At 73.1% G+C, this 24,930-nt stretch carries 23 protein-coding genes; 10 read left to right on the top strand and 13 right to left on the bottom strand.

The features are described 5' to 3' along the window. The first annotated feature begins 25 nt into the window (after positions 1–25). Positions 26–1,816, top strand: a complete 1,791-nt coding sequence (treZ, locus tag AC4BEG_RS07615) for a malto-oligosyltrehalose trehalohydrolase (protein ID WP_490705140.1) — start codon at positions 26–28, stop codon at positions 1,814–1,816. A 50-nt stretch (positions 1,817–1,866) separates the two neighbouring features. Here treZ and msrB read toward each other — a convergent pair whose 3' ends face one another. The 4 genes from msrB to AC4BEG_RS07635 form a co-directional block, all read right to left on the bottom strand. Beyond that, positions 1,867–2,274: a peptide-methionine (R)-S-oxide reductase MsrB gene (gene msrB, locus AC4BEG_RS07620; protein ID WP_201877576.1), complete on the bottom strand. Its 408-nt coding sequence runs from the start codon at positions 2,272–2,274 to the stop codon at positions 1,867–1,869. Between the two features lie 12 nt (positions 2,275–2,286). After that, a complete protein-coding gene (gene murC, locus AC4BEG_RS07625; RefSeq protein WP_490705141.1) occupies positions 2,287–3,732 on the bottom strand; it encodes a UDP-N-acetylmuramate--L-alanine ligase in 1,446 nt (481 codons plus the stop codon). A 91-nt stretch (positions 3,733–3,823) separates the two neighbouring features. Next, a complete protein-coding gene (locus tag AC4BEG_RS07630; RefSeq protein WP_201877578.1) occupies positions 3,824–4,297 on the bottom strand; it encodes an indole-3-glycerol phosphate synthase in 474 nt (157 codons plus the stop codon). Positions 4,298–4,391: 94 nt separating this feature from the next. Beyond that, positions 4,392–5,201: a pyrimidine reductase family protein gene (locus AC4BEG_RS07635; protein ID WP_490705142.1), complete on the bottom strand. Its 810-nt coding sequence runs from the start codon at positions 5,199–5,201 to the stop codon at positions 4,392–4,394. A gap of 67 nt (positions 5,202–5,268) precedes the next feature. Between AC4BEG_RS07635 and zapE the strand changes: the two genes are divergently transcribed. Both zapE and AC4BEG_RS07645 read left to right on the top strand, forming a co-directional pair. Then, on the top strand, positions 5,269–6,381 hold the full coding sequence (zapE, locus tag AC4BEG_RS07640; RefSeq protein WP_490705143.1) for a cell division protein ZapE: 1,113 nt from the start codon (positions 5,269–5,271) through the stop codon (positions 6,379–6,381). Positions 6,382–6,513: 132 nt separating this feature from the next. After that, a complete protein-coding gene (locus AC4BEG_RS07645; RefSeq protein WP_490705144.1) occupies positions 6,514–7,911 on the top strand; it encodes an alkaline phosphatase PhoX in 1,398 nt (465 codons plus the stop codon). 192 nt (positions 7,912–8,103) lie between these two features. Here the strand turns inward: AC4BEG_RS07645 and AC4BEG_RS07650 are convergent, their stop codons facing one another. From AC4BEG_RS07650 to AC4BEG_RS07660, 3 genes are read right to left on the bottom strand one after another with little or no spacing between them, the layout of a single operon-like run. Continuing rightward, positions 8,104–8,772, bottom strand: coding sequence for an ABC transporter (locus AC4BEG_RS07650; RefSeq protein WP_490705145.1), 669 nt, complete (start codon positions 8,770–8,772; stop codon positions 8,104–8,106). After that, positions 8,769–9,776: an ABC transporter ATP-binding protein gene (locus AC4BEG_RS07655; protein WP_490705146.1), complete on the bottom strand. Its 1,008-nt coding sequence runs from the start codon at positions 9,774–9,776 to the stop codon at positions 8,769–8,771. The genes AC4BEG_RS07650 and AC4BEG_RS07655 overlap by 4 nt, the downstream gene beginning before the upstream one ends. 44 nt (positions 9,777–9,820) lie before the next feature. Continuing rightward, the gene (locus AC4BEG_RS07660; RefSeq protein WP_490705147.1) at positions 9,821–10,498 is read right to left on the bottom strand and encodes an AIM24 family protein; all 678 of its coding nucleotides are present in this window, start codon (positions 10,496–10,498) and stop codon (positions 9,821–9,823) included. 110 nt (positions 10,499–10,608) lie between these two features. Between AC4BEG_RS07660 and AC4BEG_RS07665 the strand changes: the two genes are divergently transcribed. Further along, entirely contained in the window at positions 10,609–11,409 is an 801-nt protein-coding gene (locus AC4BEG_RS07665) for a peptidyl-tRNA hydrolase (protein WP_490707018.1), read from the top strand. A gap of 39 nt (positions 11,410–11,448) precedes the next feature. Here the strand turns inward: AC4BEG_RS07665 and AC4BEG_RS07670 are convergent, their stop codons facing one another. Next, the gene (locus AC4BEG_RS07670) at positions 11,449–12,357 is read right to left on the bottom strand and encodes a class I SAM-dependent methyltransferase (protein ID WP_490705148.1); all 909 of its coding nucleotides are present in this window, start codon (positions 12,355–12,357) and stop codon (positions 11,449–11,451) included. A gap of 252 nt (positions 12,358–12,609) precedes the next feature. Next, the gene (locus AC4BEG_RS07675; protein ID WP_490705149.1) at positions 12,610–13,734 is read right to left on the bottom strand and encodes a baeRF3 domain-containing protein; all 1,125 of its coding nucleotides are present in this window, start codon (positions 13,732–13,734) and stop codon (positions 12,610–12,612) included. A 170-nt stretch (positions 13,735–13,904) separates the two neighbouring features. On the opposite strand from AC4BEG_RS07675, the gene AC4BEG_RS07680 reads away from it, so the two are divergent. Beyond that, the gene (locus AC4BEG_RS07680) at positions 13,905–14,990 is read left to right on the top strand and encodes an NAD-dependent epimerase/dehydratase family protein (protein ID WP_490705150.1); all 1,086 of its coding nucleotides are present in this window, start codon (positions 13,905–13,907) and stop codon (positions 14,988–14,990) included. A 361-nt stretch (positions 14,991–15,351) separates the two neighbouring features. Here the strand turns inward: AC4BEG_RS07680 and AC4BEG_RS07685 are convergent, their stop codons facing one another. Further along, positions 15,352–16,464 carry a sensor histidine kinase gene (locus AC4BEG_RS07685; RefSeq protein ID WP_490705151.1) on the bottom strand — a complete coding sequence of 371 codons (1,113 nt, stop codon included), beginning with the start codon at positions 16,462–16,464 and terminating at the stop codon, positions 15,352–15,354. A 5-nt stretch (positions 16,465–16,469) separates the two neighbouring features. After that, a complete protein-coding gene (locus tag AC4BEG_RS07690; protein WP_490705152.1) occupies positions 16,470–17,252 on the bottom strand; it encodes a response regulator transcription factor in 783 nt (260 codons plus the stop codon). Between the two features lie 124 nt (positions 17,253–17,376). On the opposite strand from AC4BEG_RS07690, the gene AC4BEG_RS07695 reads away from it, so the two are divergent. The 3 genes from AC4BEG_RS07695 to AC4BEG_RS07705 are packed head-to-tail and all read left to right on the top strand — an operon-like array spanning position 17,377 to position 19,534. After that, a complete protein-coding gene (locus AC4BEG_RS07695; protein WP_490705153.1) occupies positions 17,377–18,123 on the top strand; it encodes a glycosyltransferase family 2 protein in 747 nt (248 codons plus the stop codon). Beyond that, positions 18,120–18,785: a TIGR04282 family arsenosugar biosynthesis glycosyltransferase gene (locus tag AC4BEG_RS07700; RefSeq protein ID WP_490705154.1), complete on the top strand. Its 666-nt coding sequence runs from the start codon at positions 18,120–18,122 to the stop codon at positions 18,783–18,785. The genes AC4BEG_RS07695 and AC4BEG_RS07700 overlap by 4 nt, the downstream gene beginning before the upstream one ends. Continuing rightward, a complete protein-coding gene (locus AC4BEG_RS07705; RefSeq protein ID WP_490705155.1) occupies positions 18,782–19,534 on the top strand; it encodes a methyltransferase domain-containing protein in 753 nt (250 codons plus the stop codon). Before AC4BEG_RS07700 ends, AC4BEG_RS07705 begins: the two co-directional genes overlap by 4 nt. 606 nt (positions 19,535–20,140) lie before the next feature. On the opposite strand, the gene AC4BEG_RS07710 is transcribed toward AC4BEG_RS07705, so the two are convergent. Next, complete coding sequence (locus tag AC4BEG_RS07710) at positions 20,141–20,593, bottom strand: hypothetical protein (RefSeq protein WP_490705156.1); 453 nt, start codon at positions 20,591–20,593, stop codon at positions 20,141–20,143. Then, the gene (locus tag AC4BEG_RS07715) at positions 20,590–21,870 is read right to left on the bottom strand and encodes a molybdopterin-dependent oxidoreductase (RefSeq protein WP_490705157.1); all 1,281 of its coding nucleotides are present in this window, start codon (positions 21,868–21,870) and stop codon (positions 20,590–20,592) included. The genes AC4BEG_RS07710 and AC4BEG_RS07715 overlap by 4 nt, the downstream gene beginning before the upstream one ends. 206 nt (positions 21,871–22,076) lie before the next feature. Here AC4BEG_RS07715 and AC4BEG_RS07720 point away from each other — a divergent pair, with 206 nt between their 5' ends. Beyond that, on the top strand, positions 22,077–23,474 hold the full coding sequence (locus AC4BEG_RS07720) for a hypothetical protein (RefSeq protein ID WP_490707019.1): 1,398 nt from the start codon (positions 22,077–22,079) through the stop codon (positions 23,472–23,474). Positions 23,475–23,574: 100 nt separating this feature from the next. After that, positions 23,575–24,873: a polysaccharide deacetylase family protein gene (locus AC4BEG_RS07725; protein ID WP_490707020.1), complete on the top strand. Its 1,299-nt coding sequence runs from the start codon at positions 23,575–23,577 to the stop codon at positions 24,871–24,873. The last annotated feature ends 57 nt before the right edge of the window (positions 24,874–24,930 follow it).

Genomic DNA, 24,930 nt, shown 5'->3' on the forward strand with positions numbered 1-24,930 from the left:
GCGGCCACGAGATGAGGAGACGCCGGTGCTTTTCGAGGTATGGGCGCCGCACGCCGGGCGGGTCGGGCTCCATGTGGAGGGCGTGACACATCCCATGGAGCGCGATCCCGCCCGGGAGGGGTGGTGGCGGGCCGAGGCCGACGGCGGGCACGGGACGGCCTACGGCTTCGCACTCGACGACGGCCCGCCGCTGCCCGATCCGCGGTCCCGCCGCCAGCCGGACGGCCCCGAGGGCCTCAGCGCCGTGGTGGACCACTCCCGCTTCCCCTGGGAGCGGGAGTGGTCCGGGCGGCCGCTGCCGGGCGCGGTCCTCTACGAGCTGCACATCGGCACCTTCACCCGGGAGGGCACCTTCGACGCGGCGGCCGAACGGCTGCCGCATCTGGCCGCGTTGGGCATCAGCCATGTGCAGCTGATGCCCGTCTGTCCGTTCCCCGGGACCCATGGCTGGGGGTACGACGGTGTGGCCCCCTGGGCCGTGCACGAGCCGTACGGCGGTCCGGAGGGCCTGGCCCGCTTCGTCGACGCGGCCCACGGCCACGGCCTCGGTGTGGTGCTCGACGTGGTCCACAACCACCTGGGGCCCTCCGGCAACCATCTCCCCGCCTACGGCCCGTACTTCACCGACACCCACCACACCCCCTGGGGCGCCGCGGTCAACCTCGACGCCCCCGGCTCCGACGAGGTCCGCGCGTACTTCATCGGCAGCGCGCTCGCCTGGCTGCGCGACTTCCGGCTCGACGGGCTGCGGCTGGACGCCGTACACGCACTGCACGACACCCGGGCGCGCCACTTCCTCGCCGAACTGTCCGCCGCCGTGGACGCGCTGGCCGCCCGGACCGGCCGCCCCCTGTTCCTCATCGGTGAGTCCGATCTGAACGATCCGCGCACCACGGCACCGCGCGAGTCCGGCGGCCACGGTCTGCACGCGCAGTGGAACGACGACTTCCATCATGCTCTGCACACCCTGCTCACCGGTGAGCGCCAGGGCTACTACGCCGACTTCGCCGCCGCGGGCGCCGATGCCCTGGCCAAAACGCTGACCGGTGGCTTCTTCCACGACGGCAGCCACTCGGCCTTCCGGGGCCGGGCGCACGGCAGCCCGCTGAACACCCTCACCACCCCCGCCCACCGGCTGCTCGGCTATGCCCAGACCCATGACCAGATCGGCAATCGCGCGATCGGCGACCGGCTCTCCGCCATCCTCTCCCCCGGTCTGCTGGCCTGCGCGGCGGCCCTCGTGCTGTGCTCGCCGTTCACACCGATGCTGTTCATGGGCGAGGAGTGGGGCGCCGGTACGCCGTGGCAGTACTTCACCGACCATCAGGACCCGGAGCTGGCCGAGGCGGTACGGCGGGGACGCCGCCGTGAGTTCGCCGCCCACGGCTGGGCCGAGGCGGAGATTCCCGACCCACAGGATCCGGCCACCCGGCTGCGGTCCTGCCTCGACTGGTCGGAGCCGGAGCGGGAGCCGCATACGGAACTCCTCGACTGGCACCGGCGGCTGATCGCACTGCGCCGCACGGAGCCGGCGCTCACGGATCCGGGCTGGCCGGCGTCCGAGCCGTCCGGCGGGGTGCCGACCGCGGCGGACGACGGCTGGTTCGGTTTCCGGCGCGGCCCCCGCGGCCCCCGCGGCCCCCTCCACGTACTCGTCAATCCAACTGACCGCGCGGCGAGGATCCCGCTCGGGACCGGGCCCGGTGCGGTCACCGAGGTGGTGGCCGCCTGGCGGCCGGTCGAACTCCCGGGCGCGGACGGCGTCCTGCGGCTGCCGCCCGAGTCGGCCGCCGTCCTGCGCCACGGGACGGGCTGACGCCCCGGGCCGAGCCCGAAGCCGTTCGGCCCGGGGCCCGGCCCACTGCGTCAGCTCTCCCGGGGCGTCAGCCGCAGCGAGATGGAGTTGATGCAGTACCGCTGGTCGGTCGGGGTCGGGTAACCCTCGCCCGCGAAGACATGCCCCAGGTGGGAGCCGCACCGGGCACAGCGCACCTCGGTGCGGACCATGCCGTGGGAGCGGTCCTCGATCAGCTCGACGGCGGAGGAGTCCGCCGGGTCGTAGAAGGACGGCCAGCCGCAGTGGCTCTCGAACTTGGTGTCGGAGCGGAACAGCTCGGCATCGCACGCCCGGCAGGAGTAGACGCCGGTCGTCTTGGTGTCGGTGTACTCACCGGTGAAGGCGCGCTCGGTACCGGCCTCGCGCAGGACCTGGTACTCCTCCGGGCTCAGCTCCGCGCGCCACTGCTCCTCCGGCTTGTCGATCTCGTACCCCATCGACGGACCTCCTCAGCTCTCGTGGCTCGGGCTCTCCGGGCTCTCCGAGCTCTCCAGACGGGCGAGGATCTCCGGACCGAGGTCGGTGACATCGCCCGCGCCCATGGTGAGAACAAGGTCTCCGGGCTTGGTCATTCCGGCGATCAGCCCGGGAACCGCGGCCCGGTCGTGCTCGGCGGTCACATCGGCGCCCCGGCGCGCGGCGGCGTCGATCACCAGGGCGCTGGTGATGCCGGGGACCGGGTCCTCGCGGGCGGGGTAGATGTCGAGGACGACGGAGGCGTCGGCGAGCGTCAGGGCCTCGCCCATCTCGGTGCCCAGCTCCTGCGTACGGCTGAACAGGTGCGGCTGGAAGACCACCAGAACCCGCCCCGCACCGGCGCCGCCGCGGATCGCCTCCAGGTCGGCGGCGATCTCGGTGGGGTGGTGCGCGTAGGAGTCGATGACCTGCACTCCGGCCGCGGTGCCCTTGAGCTGGAGCCGCCGCTTGACGCCGGTGTACACGGCGAGCGCGGGGGCGAGGTCGGCGGCGGGGACGCCCAGGGCGGCGCCCGCGGTGAGGGCGGCCACCGCGTTGAGCGCGTAGTGGCGGCCGGGGACGGAGACGGCGAAGGTGAGCTCCGCACCACCCAGGACCTCGGCGAGCCGCACGGTGACCTGGCTGGTCAGACCGTGCGGAACGATGTCCAGCACCCGGACGTCCGCGCTCTCGTCCTCGCCGTAGGTCAGCACCCGCAGCCCCTCGCGGCCCTTCACCCGGGAGGTCAGTTCACGGGCGCCGTCGTGGTCGGCGGAGATGACGAGCGCGCCGCCCGGCCGGACCCGGCCCACGAAGGTCTCGAAGGACTCGTAGATCTCATCCATCGAGGCGTAGTTGGCATGGTGGTCGAGCTCCACATTGAGGACGATGGCGACCTCGGGGGCGTACTTGTGGAAGCTGCGGTCGCTCTCGTCGGCCTCGGCGACGAAGATCTCGCCGCTGCCGTGGCGGGCGCTGGAGCCGGGCGCGTCGAGGTCGCCGCCGATGACGTAGGTCGGGTCGAGACCGAGGCTGCCGAGGGAGACCGCGAGCATCGAGGTGGTGGTGGTCTTGCCGTGGGTGCCCGCCACCGCGATCGGCCGGGCGCCATCCATCAGCGCGGCGAGGGCGTCGGAGCGGTGCACCACGGGGATGCCGCGCTCGATGGCGGTGACCAGTTCCAGGTTGTCGGGGCGGATGGCGCTGGAGATCACGACGCTGGTGGCGTCGGGCGCGATGTGCTCGGCGGCGTGGCCGAGGTGCACGGTGGCGCCCGCTTCGCGCAGCGCGGCGACGGTCGGGGAGTCCTTGGTGTCACTGCCCGCGACCTGTACGCCGCGCTGGGCGAGCACCTTGGCGACGCCCGACATCCCGGCGCCGCCGATGCCGATGAAGTGCGGTCGATCCAGCGCGTCGGAGGCGGTGCCGGCCGGTGCCATGTACGGGTCTCCCTGGTTCGCAGTTCGAGCTGTCGGCCCGATTCTCGCACCCCGCGCCGACCGGCCCCGCCCAAGGCCGTGACCGCCCGGCTCAGCCTCCCGTCGGCTGCCCCTCGTCGACGGCGTGGGAGAACAGCTTGAGCACGGGGACGCCCACCGTGTGGCGGGCGCGGGAGGCCCAGTCCCGGTGGAAGAACTCCTCCACGAAGTGGGGGGCGGTGAGCACGATCACCTCGTCGGCGCCGGTCTCCTCGACGACCCCGCGCAGGACATCCAGCGGGCGGCGCTGGACGACATGGCCTCTGGCCTGGCATCCGGCCTTCTCCAGGGCCGCCACCGAGTGGGTGAGGGCGCGCTCGGCGGGCTCCAGCGCCTCGCTGCCCTCCGGTTCCTCACGCTCCTGGGCGGCCTGCTCCAGCTCGCCCAGCGCGATGTCGTCAATGGCCCGCAGCAGCCGGTCCTTACTGCCTCGCGGCTGCATCAGCACGATGAAGGAGACCGGATCGTCGCCGTGCAAGGTGGTGACGAACTCCACGTCGGCAGGGGTCAGGGGCTTCTCGATCATCAAAATGCTCGTGAACACGGCAGGCGCCCTTCTCCATTCACGGATCCAATACCGGAATCCAGGAATCCAGTCCGTTTACGCGTTTACTGCAACATTATTGGTAAATCCGACGGTAGCGGGTGAAAAGGAAACCGGCTTCTTCCAGAACCGACGCAAGAGCGAATCGTTCCGGTTCCACCAGAGCGGGACCGTTGACGATGCGCGCCGCATCCCCCGCGGCCAGCATGGGCGCCACCGACAGACACAGCTCGTCGAGTACCCCGGCTGCCGTGAACAGCCCCAGCAGCCTGGGTCCGCCCTCCGTCAGCAGCCGGGTGTGGCCGCGTTCGGCGAGGGCGGCCACGATCGCCGCGGCGTCCACCCGCCCCGACTCCCGGTCCCCGGCGAGCACCACCTCGGCCCCGGCCGCGCGGGCCGCGGCCAGCCGCTCCCCGGACGCCCGGCCGCCGGTGACCATCAGCGTCGGCACCAGCGGCTCGGTGAACAGCGGCATCGAGAAGTCGAGGTCCAGGCTCGCGCTGACCACGGCGATGGCGGGCGCGGGGGCCTGCCCGAGCGCCGCCCGCCGCTCGGCGAACGCCTCCCGGGCCCGCGCCGGGCGGTATCCCTCCCGGCGCACGGTTTCCGCGCCGACGACCACGGCGTCGGCGAGCCCGCGCAGCACCCCGAAGATCCGCATATCGGCCGCGGACGACAGCGGCTGCGAACGGCCGTCGTGATGGGCGGCGCCGTCCAGCGAGGAGACCATGTTGGCCCGCAGAAAGGCGCCCGTGGAGCCCGGCGGCCGGTCCGGGTAGGCATAGGCGTCGGCCAGCTCGTCCAGCCCCCATTCACGGTCCTCGGGGCCGCGGGGCGCGGCGGATCCGGTGGTGGGCTCGGTGGACAACGGGAACAGGCGTCGCATACGGCGCAGTGTGACATGCCTCCCTCTCGGACAGAGGCTCCCTGAAAAGCGACTACCCTGGACTTCCGTGTCTGCACCAACCACCACTTCCGGCTCGGCAGGCCCGATAGCCGCCGAAGCCCCGGTCGCCCTCACCGCCCGCGCTCCGCACGTTCCGGCCGAGCGCCTGGTCTCCGAGATGGTGCCGCCGCCCCGCTTCGCCACGGTCAGCTTCGACAACTACATACCGGACCGCGATCAGCCCAGCCAGGCCGAGGCCGTCAAGACCCTCAGCGGGTTCGCCGAGGGGCTCGGCGGGGCGAGCGCGAAGGACGGCCGGCGTAAGAACTGGTTCCGGCGGGAGTCCCGGCCCGCCGCCCCGAGCGGCCCGCGCGGGATGTATCTGGACGGCGGGTACGGCGTCGGCAAGACCCATCTGCTGGCCTCCCTCTGGCACGCGACCCCGGCCGCCCCCGAGCTCAAGGCGTTCGGCACCTTCGTGGAGCTGACGAACCTCGTCGGCGCGCTCGGCTTCCAGCAGACCGTGCAGACTCTGAGCGGCCACCGGCTGCTGTGCATCGACGAGTTCGAGCTGGACGACCCGGGCGACACCGTGCTGGTCTCCACGCTCCTCGGCAAGCTGGTGGACGCGGGTGTGGCGCTGGCCGCGACCTCCAACACCCTCCCCGGCAAGCTGGGCGAGGGCCGGTTCGCCGCCGCCGACTTCCTGCGGGAGATACAGGGGCTGTCCGCCCGGTTCCACACCCTGCGCATCGACGGCGAGGACTACCGGCACCGCGGACTGCCCGAGGCCCCCACCCCGCACTCCGACGACACGGTCACGCGCGCGGCGTACCGCACCGCCGGTGCCTCGCTCGACGACTTCCCCTCCCTGCTGGAGCATCTGTCCCGGGTGCACCCGAGCCGCTACGGCGCGATGTGCGACGGCGTCCAGGCCGTGTGTCTGACCGGGGTCGGCCCGGTGCCGGACCAGTCGACCGCGCTGCGCCTGGTGGTACTGGCGGACCGGCTCTACGACCGCGAGGTGCCGGTGCTGGCGTCCGGTGTCCCGTTCGACCAGCTGTTCAGCGAGGAGATGCTGCGCGGCGGCTACCGGAAGAAGTACTTCCGGGCGATATCCCGGCTCACGGCGCTGGCCAGGGACGCCAAGGGTCTCGCCGAGGGGCGCGGCGGGCACTGAGCCACCGGGCCCCGGAACGGGTGGTATCGGGGCGACGCGCGCAGCCGACATGGATCAGATGGTTCCCGCGCGCGCGTACGCGTGATACACACGTGCGGTCCGATTTCCTGTCCGCCAGCAGGGAGTTACCGCATGTCAGCGACACGACGTCAGGTCCTGGGACGCACCGGTGCGCTGGGCGCCTCGATCGCCTTCACCGGAAGCATCCCGGAGCTCTTCGCCGGTACGGCCGCGGCCGCCGGGTCCGATTCCGCCGACGGGACCGCGGGCGGCGGCTACGGCCCGCTCGTCCCCGACCCCGACGGCCTGCTCGACCTCCCCGAGGGGTTCCGCTACCGGGTGCTGTCCCGGGAGGGCGACGAACTGCGCTCCGGGGAGGGCAAGGTCCCCAGCCACTGCGACGGCATGGCCGCCTTCCCCGGCCGCTCCAGCGGCAAGCACAGCCGCACCCATCTGGTCCGCAACCATGAGAACCGCGTGGACGCGGCGATCCGCGTCCCCGCCGTCAAGGGCCTCACCTACGACCCGGGGGGCCTGGGCGGCTGTACCGCCCTGGAGCTCGACTCCCGCAACCACGTCCTGTCCGAACGCGTCGCCATCGCGGGCACCGCGGTCAACTGCGCGGGCGGGCCCACCCCCTGGCACACCTGGCTGACCTGCGAGGAGACCGAGGACAGGGCCGGAACCAAGGGCTACACCAAGGACCACGGCTTCATCTTCGAGGTCGACCCCTACGACCCGCGCCGCACGGACCCCGTGCCGCTCACCGCCATGGGCCGCTTCCAGCACGAGGCCATCGCGGTCGACCCGCGCAACGGCATCGTCTACGAGACCGAGGACGCCTTCGAGAAGCCGTTCGGGCTGTTCTACCGGTTCCGGCCGAAGAAGCCGCTGGGCGGTGCCGGTTCGCTGCACGCGGGCGGAGAGCTCCAGGCGATGCGGGTGCCGGGGGTACGCGACCTGTCGACGGTCCAGGAGACCGGCACCACCTTCGACCACATCGAGTGGGTGACGGTGCCCGATCCGCTCGCCAGGGAAACCCCCATCCGCTTCCAGGACTTCGGCTCCGGCGGCATCACCCACGCCCAGAAGCTGGAGGGCTGCTACTGGGGCGGGTCGTCGGTCTACTTCGTCTCCAGCTTCGCCAAGAGCGCGGACGGTTCGGCGGCCGACCACTACGGCCAGATCTGGCGCTACGACCCGCAGCGGCGGCGGCTCACCCTGGTGATCGTCTTCGGCCCGGACACCGACCTCCAACTGCCCGGCGAGTCCCCGGACAACATCACGCTGGCGCCCAGCGGCGGCCTGATGGTCTGCGAGGACGGCGAGGGCGCCCAGCACGTCTTCGGGCTGACCCGGAGCGGCGAGGTCTATCCGATGGCCCGGGGACGGCAGAACATCGGCACCCCGGAGGAGCCGGCGTGGGGTGAGTTCGCGGGCGTCACCTTCGCCCCGGACCGCCGGACGATGTACGTCAACTGCTACACCCCGGGGACCACCTTCGCCGTGACGGGGCCCTGGCAGCACTAAGCGCTCCGCGGGAAGTGCCGCGAGGTGCCGTCATGCGTCTGCGGCCGCGTCGTGGCCAGTCGCCCACGCGGCGGAGCCGCACATCGACACGGGCGGAGCCGAACATCGACACAGCCCCGCGCCTCTTCGGGGCGCACCCGAACCGCACCGGACTTCAGCGAGGCCGCTTAGGGTCCCGCCCCCTGACGTACCTCACGTCCGGCGCGAGCTGAGAACGCAGGCCAGCGCGGTCGCCCCGGCGGCGGCCGCGCCGGTCACGGCCAGCGGCAGCAGGGGCAGCGGTACGGCGCCGCTCCGCGACCCCTCGACCAGCCCCGACACCGCGGCGTTCGCGGGCGAGGCACCGGCCACCAGCACCAGCAGCGCGGTGACCGCGGTGGAGCAGATGGCCCAGCCGGGGCTGCGCAGCAGCGGCCGGTTGCACAGCGCGCCGACGGCCGTGCCGAGCAGCGCGCAGGCGAACGCGGCGAGCAGCCCCGCGGCGGTCGCCTTCACCACCGGGATCCCGATCTGGTGATCCGCGGTGCGCGGGTCGCTGAGGAGGGCGACGTACAGGGACCCGACGGTGCCCAGCGCGAGCGCCGCGCCGAGCGCCGTGAGCAGACTGGCCAGATGCACTCGGCCGGGTCCGGCCGCGGCGGCCGCGCAGTTGCGTGCCGCGGCGGGCTCGGTGGTGGCGCACACCCGTACCAGCCAGGCCGTCACGGGGAGCAGCGCGGCGGCGGCATAGCCGAAGGAGTCGAGGATCGGGTCCCCGGCATGCACCGTGATCACCATGAACGCGGCGTAGAGCAGCACCGGCGGCAGCCAGCGCTGTGAGCGGGCCAGCAGCGCGGCCTGGTAGCGCAGCAGCGCGGTCATGAGACCTCCGGCCTCGTCGTCGGTGCCCCGGACCGCGTGTGCGGCACCTCCGCCACGGAGCGGATGTGCCACGGTGGCCGGGCGGTGAGCAGGGCCCGCAGCAAGGCATCGGAGTGGGCCGCGCCAACGCTCAGCCGTACGGTGCGCCGCGCGGAGCCGCCCGCAAGCGGTGCTCGGCCGGCGGCAGCACACCCTGGCGGACCGGGCTCGCGGTGCGGCGCGCCGGGCAGGTCCGGCGGCAGGTCGGCGTCGGCCAGGCCCTCGGCGACGACCGCCACCCGCGGGCCCGCCTCGCCCGTCGGGACCGGTCGCGGCTCCTGCGGTACGTGCTCGCTCTCCGCAGCGTCCCCGCGCTGAACTCCCGGCGCCGAAGCGGCGTTTGGTGCTGGGACGGCAGGCCGTGGGGTCAGCCGGGCGTCGGCGACGCGGAACACCGCGTCGGCGGCACCGGACAGCCGCCGGGGGTCGTGGTCGACGAAGACCACCTCGCCGCCGTCGGCGACCCGCTCGGCGACGGCCGCGTCCAGTACGGTGCGCGCGGCCTGGTCGAGGCCGGTCCACGCCTCGTCGAGGACCAGCAGCCCGGGGGCGCCGAGCAACGCCTGCGCGACGGCCACCTTCTGGCTGGCGCCCTTGGACAGTTCGGCGAGCGGGGTGTCGGCGTGTTCGGCCGCGCCGAAGCGTTCCAGCCACTCCCCCGCCCCACGCTCCGCCGCCGCCCGCCCCAGCCCGTGGATCCGGCCCAGATGGGTGAGATAGCCGCGGGCGGAGAAGGGGAGTTCGGCCGGGAACCGCTCGGGAACGTACGCGGTGCGCGGGCGGCCGGTGATGCTGCCCGTGCTCGGTGCGTCGATCCCGGCGAGCAGCCGCAGCAGCGTGGACTTCCCACTGCCGTTGGCGCCCTCCACCCGGGTCAGCGAACCGGGCGCCAGCTCAAGGTCGACGCCGCGCAGCACCCAGGGCCCACGCAGGCCGTAGCGGCGGCCGACTCCTCGCAGTCTCATGGCGGTTGAGCATAGGCAACCGGCGGATCGGCCGCCGTCACGGGTCAGTTGCCGCCGCTCTTCTCCGGCTTGGCCTCGCTCGGGCGCACGATCACGAACCCCTCCCCGTCCAGCCGGAGTTGGACGGCCTCGCCCGAACCTCCGCGCAGCATCGAGCCGATGCTCTGCGAGCGGTGCAGCGAGGTGCGCAGGGTGGTGGTCCAGCCGACGACGGCGTCGGTGTCCACGCACACGGGGTCGGTCGGGGTGACCGGGATGACGATGGGGTTGCCCTCGCATATCAGGCCGAGCCGTCCGCTGCCGCTGAAGACGGTGTTGAACAGACCGCCGCCCGTCATCCCCGCGCCCTTCATCATCTCGATCTTGTAGGCGAGGGAGGAGTCGAAGCACAGGACGTTGCGCCCGTTGATGGTGATGCTGTCGCCCGGGGCGAGGTCCACCAGGAAGCAGTTGGCCGCCTCATGGGCGAACCACGCCTCGCCCTGGCCGCGGACGGCCATGAGGGCCAGACCCTCACCGGTGACCGCGCGCTTGAGGAAGGAACCGACGCCCTGGCCGTGCCTCTCGAAGGCGAGGTTGCCGCGGAAGGCGACCATGGCGCCCTGGCGGGCATAACACTCGCCGTTGACCGCGTACTTGATCGACTTCGGATTCTGGAGAGTCATTCCCGGCGCGGTGGCGAACTGGGCCATGTACTCCGGAGAGAAGAGATCACTCTGCATGTACACATAATTCCCGGGTTACCGATTCTTCGGCAATATCCGGCCCGGCCCGGGACCGGCGCCCTGCTGGCAGACTGAGGCGCGTGACCAGCTCCGAAACCCACTCCGGGATCCGCTCCGAATCCCACTCCGCGCCCCGCTCCGAGGCCGGCCCGCGCACCAGCCCGTCCCGTCCCGTGGAGTCCGACCGGGACGCCGCGCCGCAGTTCGTCCTGCCCTTGGTGGTCCGGATCGAGAAGGCCGCGCCCCCGGCCCGTACCGACGCCCTGGAGACGGCGGCCCGCGCCGTGCTGGTGCTGCTGTCGGACGAGCGGGCGACCGCGGCGGACGGCGAGTGGGCCGAGGCCGTACGGGCCTGGCAGGACGCCCGGATCCGCAAGGTCGTACGACGGGCGCGCGGCGCGGAGTGGCGGCGCGCAGGGACGCTGCCGGGCATCACGCTCACGGGGCGCGGTGGGCGCGCACACGACGGCGGGTCCGGGGACGACAACGTGGGCACCCCTCCGGCGGCCGAGGTACGGGTGTTTCCGCCGGTGCCGCTGGACGGCTGGCCGAAGGAGCTGGTCAAACTCCAGGTGTCCGGCACCGAACTGGACGACCCGGAACCACCGGCCGCGCCGGACCCGGCCGGGCCGGTGTTGTGGATGAACCCGCATATCGATATGTCGGCGGGCAAGGCGATGGCTCAGGCCGGGCACGGTGCACAGCTCGCCTGGTGGCAGCTGGCGGGCCCGGCGCGGGCGGCCTGGCGCGCGGCGGGCTTTCCGCTGGCGGTGCGTACCCCCTCGCCGGAGCGGTGGGAGGAGCTGACGGCGAGCGGCCTGCCGGTGGTGCGGGACGCGGGCTTCACCGAGGTCGCCCCGGGGTCCTGCACGGTGGTGGCGGACCATCCGGCGCTACGGCGGCGCTGACCGCCGCGGCGACGGATGGCCGGCGACCGGTGTCGCTGCTCAGCCGGTGGTACGGCGCCTGCGGCGGATCGCGCGGGTGACCACCGGCGGCAGCACATCGGCGGCGAGCCGGCGGACCGGGGAGGGCGCGGGGCGGCCCGGAGCCGGCACGGAGCCGGAGGAACCCGCGGAGGACTCCCGGGCCACATCGGCGTAGCGGGAGCGCGGCGCGGCCGGGTTCGGGGGCTTGCCCGAGAACCGCAGCACCCGCCGCCCCGCGATCTCCTGCACGCTCGTGTGCATCGTCGACCGCCACTCCTCGTCCGCGAGCAGCTCGTCCTGCAACGGCCCGGGGTCGCCCCAGGTGCCGTAGAGCTTCTGGGTGCTGAGACACACCGGCCGCAACCCCCGGTTGAACACTGCCTCCCAGGCCGCGGCGGCGACGCCCGGGGTGTGCTCGGAGCGGAAGTCGTCGAGGACGACCAGGCCGCCGGGGGCCAGCGCGGTGTGCGCGGTGTCGATGTCGCCCGCCACATGCTCGTACAGATGCGAGGCGTCGACATGCACAAAGCGGCAGCTGTCCGGGCCGACATGGCGCGGCACCACGGAGGTCGGCCCCTGGATGACACGGGGCAGGTCGTCGTGGAAGGCCAGGTAGTTCTGCTCGAAGGCGGTGCGGGTGAGGGTGGCGTAGGACTTGCGGGCCTCCGCCGCGTTCCGCTCGTCCGGCGCGTCGGCGTCGAAGAGGTCGCAGACGGTGAAGCTTTCGTCGCCGCGCAGATAGGCGGCGGTGAAGATGGCGCTCTTGCCCATGTAGGCGCCCATCTCCAGGAGGTCCCCGTGCTGCTCGTGGCGCTTCTGGCGGCTCAGGAAGCGGTCGAAGAGCACTTGGTCAAGGCTGGGGAACCACCCCTTGACGTCATTGAGGCTGCGGGGACGCTGCGCTGCTCGCGCGGTGGTGGCCGTCATGCTGCTCTCAGTTCCTCGGTTGCGTGCGGGTGGTGTGCGTGGCATTCGTGGCGTTCGGAGCGACGTCCGGAAGACGTGAGTGGCCGCCACGCTGACAGTGGAAGGCAACGCCGGAGGGTCCCTGTTGTGTGTGTTGTGTGACCGAAAATGCGAGATGAAGTGATGGCTATATCGGCATGAAACCGGGCATAGTGGGGTGCCAGATGGCTGGAAATCGACGTAGAGGCAGACTTCGGGGGACCCGCTGACCGCTCAGAAGCGGAGGACCGCCGCGATGCGGTCGTATCCGGACAGGGCGCCGTCCGGGACGAAGGCGACCTCGCTGCCGGTGTCCAGCGCGGCCTCGATGATCTCGTCCACGATGTCCTCCTGAACCGCCGGGCCGTGCTCGGCGGCGCTCATCTCGGCCGCGTCGACCGGCACCAGATGCTCGTCGGTGACCCGCACCGGCTGCTGGTAGTTCTCCTCGACGACCAGCAGATCGATCCGGCCCTCCCGGACCACCTGCCACACCTCCTCAAGGCCCGCGGCGCAGGCACGCCGACCCTGGGCCTGCTCGGTGCGCCGGATGACGCGCTCGGTGTGGCGGGCCGCCTGCTCGCCCAGCGCCGGGCGCAGCGCCTCGGCCAGCGCCCTGGCGGGGCCACCGGCCAGTCCGCCCTTGGGCACCCGGCTCACGGCGGCCTTCGCCGCCGAGCCCACCTCGTCCAGCAGGCTCAGCGCGGGGGCGAGCCCGACGAGATAGAGCGGGCGGGGATCGGTCGCGAGCAGGGAGTCCAGCCCGGTGTCGACCTGCCGCAGATACTGCCGGGTGCGCTCGTCGTCGTAGATGCCGGGCGCGTCGCCGATCCGCTCCTCGCGCTCCACGTCCTCGTTGTCGCCCGGCTCGGGCTCCATCGGGAATCCGGCCGCGCGCACCTGCTGGAGCGAGCCGTTGGAGCCGCCCCACAGCGCGGTGCGGTCCGAGGAGACGGCCAGCACCCAGTACGGGCGGCTCCGCTCGCGCGCCGCGACCAGGTTGCGGGTGAGGAAGGTGTCGCTGAACACGACGCGCTCGGGCACCGTTCTCGGCAGTGACCAGACCTCGTACTCGCCCTTCGCCGCGAAGATCACCAGCGAGTCCAGGGCGTAACGGAGGTCCGTGTCGGCCACGGCGCGGTCGAGCTGCCCGCTGATGTCGAAACGGGCCCCGCGCGGGACGTCGGGAGCCGCCTCCAGTCGTCGTTTGGCCTCGGCGACGAGGTTGCGCAGCCGCACCGAGTCCTGTGCGTTGTGGGTTTCGCGGCGGAGGGTCGGGAGGGTGATGGTGACCGCCGGATAGGGCCTCTTGGCGCGGAGGGCGGTCAGCGTGCGGGATGTCAGACCTGTGGTGCGCATCGGCATCGTTGCCTCTCAACGCTGGTCATCACAGGATCGCGCAGGAGTGGCGGGGTCGCATCACGGACGGGGTTCGGACGTACGACGCGGGTCCCGGGAGTCCTTACGGACCGGTGACGGCACGGCGCGTACCCGGGCCACGCGGTCCTCCCGGGCCTAGCGTCGCCACCATGCGCGTACTGGTCACCGGAGGCGCGGGCTTCATCGGCTCGCATATCGTCACCGCTCTCACCGCCCACGGCCATGAGCCGGTCGTCCTCGACGCCCTGCTCCCGGCCGCCCACCCGGCACCGCCGCCGCTGCCCGACGCCCGGTGGATCCACGCCGACGTACGGGACCGCGGGGCGGTGGCCGCGGCCCTGCGCGGGGTGGACGCGGTCTGCCACCAGGCGGCGATGGTCGGCCTCGGCAAGGACTTCGCGGACGCGCCGGACTACGTCGGCTGCAATGACCTGGGTACGGCCGTCCTGCTGGCGGCGATGGCCGAGCACGGGGTGCGGACGCTGGTGCTCGCGGGGTCGATGGTGGTGTACGGGGAGGGGCGCTACGACTGCCCCCGCCACGGCTGGGTACGCCCCGGACCGCGCGCGGAGGCCGATCTCGCGGCGGGGCGTTTCGAACCGCCCTGCCCGGAGTGCGGCACCCCGCTGGCGGCGGGTCTGGTCGGCGAGGACGCCCCGGCCGATCCTCGAAACGTGTACGCCACGACGAAGCTGGCCCAGGAGCACCTGGCGGCGGCGTGGGCACGGTCGACGGGCGGCCGCGCGGTGTCCCTGCGCTACCACAACGTCTACGGGCCGGGGATGCCGCGCGACACCCCCTACGCGGGTGTCGCCTCCTTCTTCCGCTCGGCGCTCGCGCGCGGGGAGGCGCCGACCGTCTTCGAGGACGGCGGACAACGCCGGGACTTCATCCACGTACGCGATGTGGCCGCGGCCAATGTCGCCGCGCTGGAGGCGGCGGCGGACGGGGCGGCCGCGGCGCCCGTGGGCGCGCTGACCGCGTACAACACCGGCAGCGACGAGCCGCACACGGTGGGCGAGATGGCCGCGGCCCTGGCGGACGCCCATGGCGGCCCCGCGCCGGTGGTCACCGGCGACTACCGGCTGGGGGACGTCCGCCACATCACCGCCTCGTCGCTGCGGATCCGGGAGCGGCTGGGGTGGCGGGCGACGGTGCCCTTCGTGGCGGGCATGACCGAGTTCGCCCGCGCCCCGCAGCGCGCGGCCGGGCTCCGGCCCGACCCGGTCCCGTAGGGGCCGTCGTCAACAGGGGCGCCCGGGGCGGCCCCTTCGACGACGGGCCCTGGGCCTGTCCGGGGGATTTCCCCTGGCCTGTCCGGCGGATTTCATCGGGCCCGCGGCGCCTGGCACCCCGCGGGGGGCCCGCGGCGGCAGGGTGCGAGCCCCTTCGTGCCGGACGGCGCCCCGGTCGCCCGCCCCCCGGGGGCCGGTGCGCGATGGCGGTGCCGTACGGGCCGTGGGCCCGCGGCCTCGGTGCCACACCGATGCGCCGTGCGGCCCCCGGCGGCGTCGAGACCCGGCGGGGCGTACGGGAGCGGCGCGCCTCCCGGCGGCGCGGCCGTCGCCCATCACCCCGGGCCGGGCGCCGCCCCGGCTACCCGCGCGCCGCCGGGAGGCGGACCTCGAAGCGGCAGCCTCCGTCGACATTGTGGACCGCCGCATGGCCCTCGTGGGCTTCGACGATGCCGCGGACGATGGCGAGGCCCAGGCCCGCGCCTGCCGGAGGCGTACGGGCGTGGCTGCCGCGCCAGCCGGTGTCGAAGACGCGCGGGAGGTCTTCCTCGGGGATGCCGCCGCAGCCGTCCGTGACCGACAGCACGACATGCTCCGCCTCCCGCCGGGCGGCGACCGCGACCGTACCGTCGGCCGGGGTGCGGCGGATGGCGTTGATCAGGAGATTGCCCAGGACGCGGGTCATCTCCTTGCCGTCGGCCTCGATGGGAACGGCGTCGACGGGATCGCCGATCAGCCGTACGCCCAGTTCCCGCGCCAGCGGATCGGCGCCCGCGAGTGCGTCGCCGACCAGGTCGTGGACGGAGATCCGGGTGAGGCTGAGGGACAGCGCCCCGGCGTGGATGCGGGACAGCTCGAAGAGGTCGCCGACCATGCCGTTGAGCCGTTCCACCTCGGTGCGGATCTGGCGCAGATAGCGCTCCGGGTCGGGGACCACCCCGTCCTCCAGCGCCTCGGACATCGCGCGCAGCCCGGCCAGCGGGGTACGCAGATCGTGGGAGATCCAGGCGACGAGCTCACGGCGCGAGGACTCCAGGGCCCGTTCGCGGGTCCGCGAATCGGCCAGTTTTGCGCTGGTGTCGGCCAGCGCGCGGCTGAGGGCGGCGAGTTCGGCGGTGGCCTGGCCGTCGGGGGCGGCGAAGTCGCCGCCGTCGCCGAAGGAGCGGGCGGCCTGTGTCAGCGCGTTGCTGCGCGCCACGACCCAGCGGCCCAGCAGCAGCGCGGTGGCCATCGACACCACGGCGGCCATGGCGCAGACGGTCGTGACGACCGTCAGGTCGTGCGGGGACAGGAACATGGCCCACGCGACGGCGAGGGTGCCCGCGAGCATGGCCGTCACCGTGACTGCCGCGACGACGGCGAGGGACACGGCGACGGAGCGTCCGCGCAGCAGCCGTAGCGCCAGCGCGCCCAGCAGACCGGCCGCCGCGGCGCCGAGGAACGCGAACAGGGCTATCAGCAGTGCGTCATGCATGGCGGTCAGCCCTCGTGCCGCGCGGTCTCGGACGGGGCGTCGAAGCGGTAGCCGACGCCCCAGACCGTCTGGATGAGGCGCGGCGCGCCCGGATCGTCCTCGATCTTGCCGCGCAGCCGTCGCACATGGACGGTGACGGTGGACAGATCGCCGAAGTCCCAGCCCCAGACGTCCCGCATCAGCTCCTCGCGGGTGCAGGCCACACCGGGGTTCCGCAGCAGATGGGCGAGCAGGTCGAACTCGCGCAGAGTGAGGGCGAGTTCACGGCCGTCCCGGGTGACCCGGCGGGCGGCGGGATCCAGGGTGATCCCGGCGCGCCGGAGCACCCGGTCCGGCCGGGCGGGACCGCCGCCCGCGCCGCCGGGCGCCCCAGCGGGCGCCCCGCCGAGGGGAACCGCACGCGGGCCGGTCCGGCTGCGGCGGAGTACGGACTCCACGCGCAGCACCAGTTCGCGCGGGCTGAACGGCTTGGTCACATAGTCGTCCGCGCCGATCTCCAGGCCGAGGATCCGGTCGTCCTCGTCACCGCGCGCGGTGAGCATGATGACCGGCACCGGCCCCTTGTCGCGGAGGGCGCGGCACACCTGGAGTCCGTCCATGCCGGGCAGCATCAGATCGAGGACGACCAGATCGGGCCAGCGGGCGGCGGCACGCGCGAGCGCCTCGGGGCCGTCGGCGGCCCGGTCGACGTCATAACCGGCGCGGTCCAGGTATCCGGCGACGACCTCGGCGACGGTCGGGTCGTCGTCCACCACGAGAACCCGGCCGGGGGTAGGGGTCTGCTGCATGCCCCCACCCTCGCACCGGGCCGGACCCGGGCCCACCCCGGGGCGGGCGGGGACGGGGTGGCGTCCGTGTTTCGTAAGGACACGAAGTCCGAAATGCCGCTTTGTTCTTCGTAGTGTGGAGCGCGTGAGACCTGCGATCCCTCCCCGTGCCGACGTTCCCCGAGCCGACGTCCCCCGTGCCGATGTTGTCCTGCCGTGCCTGGACGAGGCCGCCGCCCTGCCCTGGGTGCTGGCACGCATCCCCGACGGCTGGCGCGCCATCGTCGTCGACAACGGCTCCACCGACGGTTCGGCCGCCGTCGCCCGCGCCCATGGCGCGACCGTCGTGCACGAACCCCGCCGTGGCTTCGGAGCGGCCTGCCACGCCGGACTGCTCGCCGCCGAGGCGGAGTTCGTCTGCTTCTGCGACTGCGACGCCACGCTCGACCCCGGGCTGCTGACCGGCTTCGTGACCACCCTCGCCGAGGGCGGTGCGGACCTGGTGCTCGGACGCCGCCGTCCGCAGGGGCCGGGCGCCTGGCCGGTGCACGCCCGGCTCGGCAACCTCGCCCTTGCCCGGATGCTGCGCCGCCGGACCGGCCTCGGGCTGCACGACCTCGGCCCGCTGCGGGCCGCACGGCGCGAACCGCTGCTGGACCTCGACCTCACCGACCGGCGCAGCGGCTATCCGCTGCAAATGGTGGTGCGGGCGTCCGACGCGGGGTGGCGGATCGAGGAACGCGATGTGCCGTATCTGCCGCGCGCGGGGAGGTCGAAGGTCACCGGCACCTGGCGGGGCACCTGGCACGCGGTCCGCGATATGCGGGCGGTGCTGCGGCAGCCTGCCGCGTCCGGCATCGGCGCGAACGGCCGGGCGGGGGCGGCCCGTTGAGCCCCGCGCGGAACGGGGCGGGAGGGGGGATCACCCTGCTCGTCATCGCCAAGGAGCCGGTGGCGGGCCGGGTGAAGACCCGGCTCACTCCCCCGTACACCCCGGCGGAGGCCGCCGCACTCGCCGAGGCCGCCCTCACCGACACCCTGCGGGCCGTGGCCGAGATGCCCGCGCGGCGCAGGGTGCTGGCGCTCGACGGCCGTCCGGGGAGCTGGCTGCCACCGGGCATCGAGGTCGTGCCGCAGTGCGGCGGCGGTCTCGACGAGCGGCTGGCCGGCGCGTTCGAGGGCTGCCGGGGACCCACCCTGCTGGTCGGCATGGACACCCCGCAGATCACCCCCGCCCTCCTCGCCCCGGTGCTGGACGCCGACGGCTGGACCGGCTGCGACGCCTGGTTCGGCCCGGCCGCCGACGGCGGCTTCTGGGCCCTGGGGCTGGCCGAACCGGACCCCGGGCTGCTGCGCGGAGTGCCGATGTCCACCGCCACCACCGGTGCCGTACAACGGCGTCGGCTCACCGACGCCGGGCTGCGGGTACGCGATCTGCCGACGCTGCGCGACGTCGACACGGCGAGCGACGCCCTCAAGGTGGCGGCCGCCGCCCCGGGTGGCCGGTTCGCCCGCACCCTCGCCCGGCTGTCGGCACGGGCGGCCACCCGATGACCGCGGCCGGGTCCATACGGAACGGGGCGGCGACGGACACCGCACTGCGCGAGCGGTTCACCGGCTCCAACGGCCGGGGAAACCCCGCCTCCTGGCGTGCCGACCCCTATACGCGGGCGCTGCGCGCCGGACGCGGACCGCTGTTCCTGCGCCGTGCCGACGGGTCCCTGCTGCCGCTGGAGGTCGAACGCTGGTGCGCGGACGCCGACGCCGCCGACCGCACCGTGCTGAAGCGGTGCCGGGGCTCCGTCCTCGACATCGGCTGCGGCCCCGGACGGCTGGTGGTCGCGCTGGCCCTGCTCGGCCGTCCCTGCCTGGGCATCGATGTGAGCCGCGCGGCGGTCGCCCGCACGGTCGGGGCGGGCGGCCCGGCCCTGTGCCGCTCGGTGTTCGAGCCGCTGCCGGGTGAGGGGCGCTGGGGTACGGCGCTGCTGATCGACGGCAACATCGGCATCGGCGGCGATCCGCGAGCCCTGCTCACCCGAGTCGGCCAGGTCCTCGCCCCGGACGGACTGCTGCTGGTGGAAGTGGCGCCGGAGGACATCGACGAACGGGTCCGGGTACGGGTGGACGACGGACGCGGCGGCGTCGGCACGGACTTCCCCTGGGCCCGGGTGGGCACCCCGGCCCTGCTGCGCCACGCCCGCGCGGCGGGCTGGACCGCCGTCGAGCGCTGGTCGGCGCTCGACCGCGACTTCGTGGCCCTGCGCCGCGCGACGCCCGGCCCCCGCGCGGCCACCGAACGCTGAGCCCTGTCCGGCCCCGCGACTCCGGTCGGCGGTGCGGTGTCCTCCCACCCGCACGGCCGACCGGCCTATGGCCGCCCCTCCGGCCCACGTTCGGGTACGCGCCCGGGTGGCTCGTCCATCGCGGCACGCATGGCCCATGGCACGCGGCCCCGCATACGCCCGCTCACCCGGACCGCCCGGCCGCTACCACGGCCTCCGGCCCACCGCCCCGGCCCGCCTGTCGCCTGTCGCCCGGTCGTGGCGCGGCCACCACCAAACCCCGACCCCACCGCCCGTTCCGAAGCGCGTTGCCCACGGCGCACGTTCGCCACCGCACGCGGGTGCCCCGCCCGTCGCGGCGTGCGGAGCCCACGGCGCGCGACCGCATACGACTGCCCCCGCCGAAGCGCCCGAACCGCTACCACGGCCTCCGGCCCACCGGAGGTACCCGGCCCCACCCGTCGCGCCACGCTGACGGACGGTCCCGTCGACAGCGAACGCCCGAAGCGCACCCCACCACGTACCGCAGGCGCACCGCCTCCCCGCAGCAGGCAAGCGCCCGCCCGCGCCCCCGCCGGACGGCGGGGCGGCGCGGGCGGGCGCTGCGTCACAAGGGGCCAGGAGCCGTCAGCGGCTCACCTCCGGCGCGCGGTCGGGGCGTTCGCGCCACCGCCGCAGGGCCAGCCACAGGGCCGACACGGCGAACAGCACCGCGGTGATCAGCAGCCAGCGCCGCAGGAAGACATCGGCCGACAGCCCGGTCGAGCGTTCGTAGCGCCGTGTCTGCTCGCCCAGGATCAGCGGGAACCAGACCAGCAGCAACAGCCCGGAGACGAAGGCGGGTACCCGGATGTGGTTGATCCAGACGGCGGGAGCGGGCAGGACCGCGCTGACCGCCCGGTCGGCGAGCGCGTACAGCGGCAGCAGCACCAGGTCGTGCAGAAGGGCCGCGCCCACGATCCAGAGCGCGATGCCGAACCAGTCGCCGCTCAGCAGCCGGACACCGGCGTAGGCGGTCAGCGCGAAGGAGCACAGCAGCAACAGCAGATGCCACGGGGACGCCCCGTAACGGCCCCTCACAGCGTCTCCCCGAAGCTCAGCCGCCCGACCCACTTGGTGTTCTGCACACCCGGCGCGCCGGGGACGATGATGCGCGCGGGATAGCCGTGATCCGGTGACAGATCCGCGCCGTTGACCTTCAGGGCGAGCAGTGAGCGCGGGTCGCGGACCTGGTTGTCGCGCAGGGCGACGGTGCGGAAGGAGCCGTGCCGCTGTACGGACTCCACCAGGACGCCCGGCGGTCGGTCGCGGTGGCCGACGAGCGCGGCGAGGTCGGCCAGCCGTACCCCCTCCCACCGCTGGTCGGGGGTGGACCAGCCCTCCACACAGGCGATGGGCAGCTGTGCGCCGTGCTGAGGCAGCCGCAGTACCTGCTGCCGGGTGAGGACGAGTTCGCGGTCCCCGCCGCGTACCACCAGCCGCCAGTCGGAGCCCATGTCGCGGGCGCGGATCCCGACGGCCGCGGCGGTCTTGTTGATCTGGAAGCCGTTGGGGCCGCGGCCGGGTTCGCGGTTGTGCGGGGCGAGCAGCGCGGTCTCGCGCAGCGGGCCGCCGATGCTCTGGCCCGCCGTCACCACCAGCAGGGCGGCCGACCCGGCGCCGACCATCCCGAGCGCACCGCGGCGCGACATCGTGGGCGGGGCCGGGTCGGGGCTCACCAGACCGGTGTCGTCGGGCGGTTCGGGCCGGGTGCGGGAGACCGGCGTACGCAGCTCCGCCCGCAGATCACGGCCCTTCAGCGCACGCACCATCCGGGGGAAGCGCAGGGCCACATGGACGACAACAGCGGCCATGAAGATCCACGCGCCGTAGAAGTGCAGCGGGTAGAAGGAGCCCGGGAAGATGTAGTCCAGCTGGACGTTGAGCACCCCGGTGGCGAATTCGAAGAGCCCGCCGCCCACCAGCGCCAGCAGTGAGAGCCGCTCCAGCCCGTGTGCCACGGAACGCACCGGAGGGCGCTCGAAGAGCTTGGGGATGACCGACCAGAGCTTCGCGAGCAGGACGGGGACGAGCACGATACCGAGCGTGACGTGGACCCCCTGGTTGACGCGGTAGATCCAGGAGGGGTGCGTCGGCCAGGAGAAGAGGTAGAAGCCGAGCAGCCCCTTGTCCGGTGTCTTGTCGTTGACCGGGGACAGATCGGGGTTGTAGGCGGCGTACGACAGCAGACCGGTCACGAAGAGCACGGGGATGCCGACGAGCAGCACCAGGCCGAAGACGGAGGTCAGCCAGGGGCCGCGCAGGGGGCTCCGCCACGGGGTGCGGCGCCCGCGGCCGAGGTGGGGAGGGTTGCTCATGGCTCGACCGTAGGGCCGCTCGGGCGCTTTCCGGGGGCTTGGACCGATGACAAAAGTCTGACGTCAGGGCCGTCGGCTCCGAGCGTGCCGCCAGGATCTGACGGTTCGATGACAAGGCGCGCCGCGACCGCCCGACGCCCGGTCCCGCGACTTAGCGTGACGTCGTGAAACTCCCTCTCCGCACCGTGAAATTCCCCCTCCGCACCATGAAACTCCCCGTCCGCACCGCCGGCGAGCCCCGTCCCGCCGCGGACCCCGGGCGGGCCGGCCGCCGCCCGGATGTGCTGACCGCCGTGGCGGGCGCCGTCCTCTTCGCGGTGGCCGCCGTCGTGGGCACCCTGATCCAGCGCGCCGACCACTCCCTGTACGTCGACTGGGCACCGCTGTACGCCGACTGGCTGCCCCATGTGGGGCCCGGTACACCCGCCGCCCTGACCGTCGCCGTGGCCGTCGTCGTCCACGGGCCGCGGCTGGCGCTGCGGCTGCCGTGGCGCGGGCTGCTGGCGGCGGTGTGGGGGACGGCCATGGTGTGGACATGGTCGCTGGCGCTGGTCGACGGCTGGGGCCGGGGCGTGGCCGAGCGGCTGACCCAGCGCCATGAGTATCTGCGCGGGGTGGACCGGTTCGATGACATCGGCGCGGCGCTGCGCGGGTTCACCGATCACATCCTGCTGACCCAGCCCGACCACTGGCCGGCGCATATCGCGGGCCATCCGCCGGGCGCGGTGCTCACCTTCGTCGGGCTGGACCGGCTGGGCCTGGGCGGCGGGGCGTGGGCGGGGACGTTCTGCGTCACGGCGGGGAGCTCGGCGGCGGCCGCGGTGCTGGTCGCCCTGCGCGCGCTGGGCGAGGAACGGGCGGCGCGCACCGCCGCGCCGTTCCTGGTGCTGGCCCCGACGGCGGTGTGGGTGGGGGCCTCGGCGGACGGCTACTTCGCGGCCGTGGCGGCGTGGGGGCTGGCGCTGCTGGCGCTGGCGGCGCGGCGTACGGTGCGCGCCCCGGGGGCCGTGGCGCTGGCGGCGGGGCTGCTGCTGGGGTTCACCGCGTATCTCTCGTACGGGCTCACCCTGCTGGCGCTGCCCGCCCTGGCCGTGCTGGTGCTCGCCCGTACGGCCAAGCCGCTGCCCTGGGCGCTGGCCGGAGTGGTCGCGGTGGCGGGTGTGTTCACGCTGTCCGGGTTCGCGTGGTGGGAGGGGTACGACCTGCTGGTGGACCGCTACTACCAGGGCGTCGCCGCGGACCGGCCGTACGCCTACTGGGTGTGGGCCAATCTCGCCGTCGCGGGAGTCGCCGCCGGTCCGGCCTGTGTGGCCGGGGCGCGCCGGGTGGCGGTGGCCGCCCCGGGTGCGGTACGGCGGCTGCGCGGCGGCGGCTCGGGCGCGCCGGACGGTCTGGTGGTGCTGACCTTCGCCGCGCTGCTCGCGCTGACCGTCGCCGATCTGTCCGGTATGAGCAAGGCGGAGACCGAGCGGATCTGGCTGCCGTTCCTCCTCTGGCTGCTGCCCGGGGCCGCGTTGCTGCCCGTGCGGGACCGGCGTCATTGGCTCATGGTCCAGGCCGCGGTGGCACTTCTCATCAACCATCTGCTGCTGACCGGATGGTGAGGTGACCGATGTGAAAGGCACGTGATATTTCTGTGATACTAGAGCGGGGGTTACATCTGGACTGGTGCTGGGGGCGGGCCCGTTGAAGGCGCTGAAGATCATGAAGGCGTGGAAGGTTTTGAACGCGCGGAGCGCCCACGGCGTGGTGGGGCCCCTCGGAGCACTCACGGCTGTGGCGGTCGTCGTGGCGCTACTCATAGCCCTGACCTCGCGCGGAGACACGGGGGACACACGGGACGGAGACCTCCCGGCGGCCGCCGCCTCCCCGAGGCCGGACCGTCTGCCCAAGGAGGCGAAAAAGAAGAAGGAGAAGTACGCCGACTGGGACGGCAAGGTCAAGGTCCTCGGTGACGGCTCCACTTCCTACACCGGCCCGCAGCCGAAACAGCTGAAGCCGCGGAAGCTCAAACCGGGCGAGAAACCGCCGCAGTTCGTGGTGTTCTCCTGGGACGGGGCGCTGGAGGGAGACGACCATCTCTTTTCGCGTTTCCGTCGGGTCGCCAAGGAGAGCAATGCCACGATGACGTTCTTCCTGAGCGGTATGTATCTGCTGCCCAAGTCGAAGAGCGATCTGTACCGGCCGCCGCAGCACAAGCAGGGGTCGGCCGCCATCTCCTTCCCCACCGACGAGCACATCCGGGAGACGCTGGAACAGCTGCGCGGCGCCTGGCAGGAGGGCAATGAGATCGGCTCCCACTTCAACGGCCATTTCTGCGGCACCAAGGGCGGCGAGGACTGGACCACCGAGGAGTGGAAGAGCGAGACCGAGCAGGCGTATTCGTTTGTGAAGAACTGGAAGACCAACACCGGCTTCTCCGACATCAAACCGCTGCCCTTCGACTACGACGTGGAGCTGACGGGCGGGCGCGCGCCGTGCCTGGAGGGACAGAAGAATCTGCTCCCGGCGATCAAGTCGCTCGGCTGGCGCTATGACGCCAGTTCACCGGGCGACTTCCAGATATGGCCTTCGAAGCTCAACGGCATCTGGAACTTCCCGCTTCAGCTGGTGCCGTACCCGGAGACCGAGAAGCAGGTCCTGTCGATGGACTTCAACTTCCTCGACAAACAGTCCGGCGACAGCACCGAGGGCGATCCGTCGAAATACGCGGAGTGGGAGCGGCTGACCCGCCAGGCCTATATGAACGGCTTCGAGCGCGTCTATCACGGCAGCCGCGCCCCGCTGTTCATCGGAAACCACTTCGAAACCTGGAACGGCGGCATCTATATGAAGGCCATCGAGGACGTGATGCGGAACGTCTGCCGTCGTGACGGTGTGCGGTGTGTGTCGTTCAAGCAGCTCGCCGACTGGCTCGATGTGCAGGACCCGGCAGTACTGGCAAAACTGCGGATGCTGGATTCCGCGGAATCCCCGGACTGGCGCACCTTCACCAGGAAATAGCCGGTCCGGCCTCTTCTCCTCCCGCACCCCCGGGGAATCCGCCCCGGGGGTGATCGC

This window comes from Streptomyces sp. JLBJ103, assembly GCF_058215575.1.